We start from the raw sequence: 816 nt of genomic DNA, 5'->3' as shown, positions 1-816 counted from the left end.
CCCTTGGGACCTACTCCAGCCCCAGGATGCGACGAGCCGACATCGAGGTGCCAAACCATCCCGTCGATATGGACTCTTGGGGAAGATCAGCCTGTTATCCCCGGGGTACCTTTTATCCGTTGAGCGACACCACATCCACAAGTAGGTGCCGGATCACTAGTCCCGACTTTCGTCCCTGCTCGACTTGTAAGTCTCGCAGTCAAGCTCCCTTGTGCACTTACACTCGAAACCTGATTGCCAACCAGGCTGAGGGAACCTTTGGGCGCCTCCGTTACATTTTGGGAGGCAACCGCCCCAGTTAAACTACCCACCAGGCACTGTCCCCAACCCAGATCATGGGCCAAGGTTAGATATCCACTACGGTCAGAGTGGTATTTCAACAACGACTCCACAACCACTAGCGTAGCCGCTTCAACGTCTCCCACCTATCCTACACAAACCGCACCGAATGCCAATACCAAGCTATAGTGAAGGTCCCGGGGTCTTTTCGTCCTGCCGCGCGAAACGAGCATCTTTACTCGTACTGCAATTTCACCGGGCCTGTGGTTGAGACAGCAGGGGAGTCGTTACGCCATTCGTGCAGGTCGGAACTTACCCGACAAGGAATTTCGCTACCTTAGGATGGTTATAGTTACCACCGCCGTTTACTGGGGCTTAAATTCTCCGCTTCGACCCACAAAGGGGTCTAACAGGTCCTCTTAACCTTCCAGCACCGGGCAGGCGTCAGTCCGTATACATCAACTTAACCGTCTTCGCACGGACCTGTGTTTTTGATAAACAGTCGCTCCCCTCTCTTCTCTGCGACCCACACCAGCA

The 816-nt window shown here is 54.3% G+C and carries 1 rRNA gene; it reads right to left on the bottom strand.

Going from position 1 to position 816, the window contains the following annotated elements:
* A 23S ribosomal RNA gene (locus HMPREF2990_RS00925) occupies positions 1–816 on the bottom strand; the annotation flags it as partial.

The sequence above is a fragment of the Corynebacterium sp. HMSC071B10 genome (assembly GCF_001814825.1).
In the GTDB taxonomy this organism is placed as follows: domain Bacteria; phylum Actinomycetota; class Actinomycetes; order Mycobacteriales; family Mycobacteriaceae; genus Corynebacterium.
Note: the sequence above shows the minus strand (reverse complement) of the source record. Positions and strands in the feature narration are given on the sequence as shown.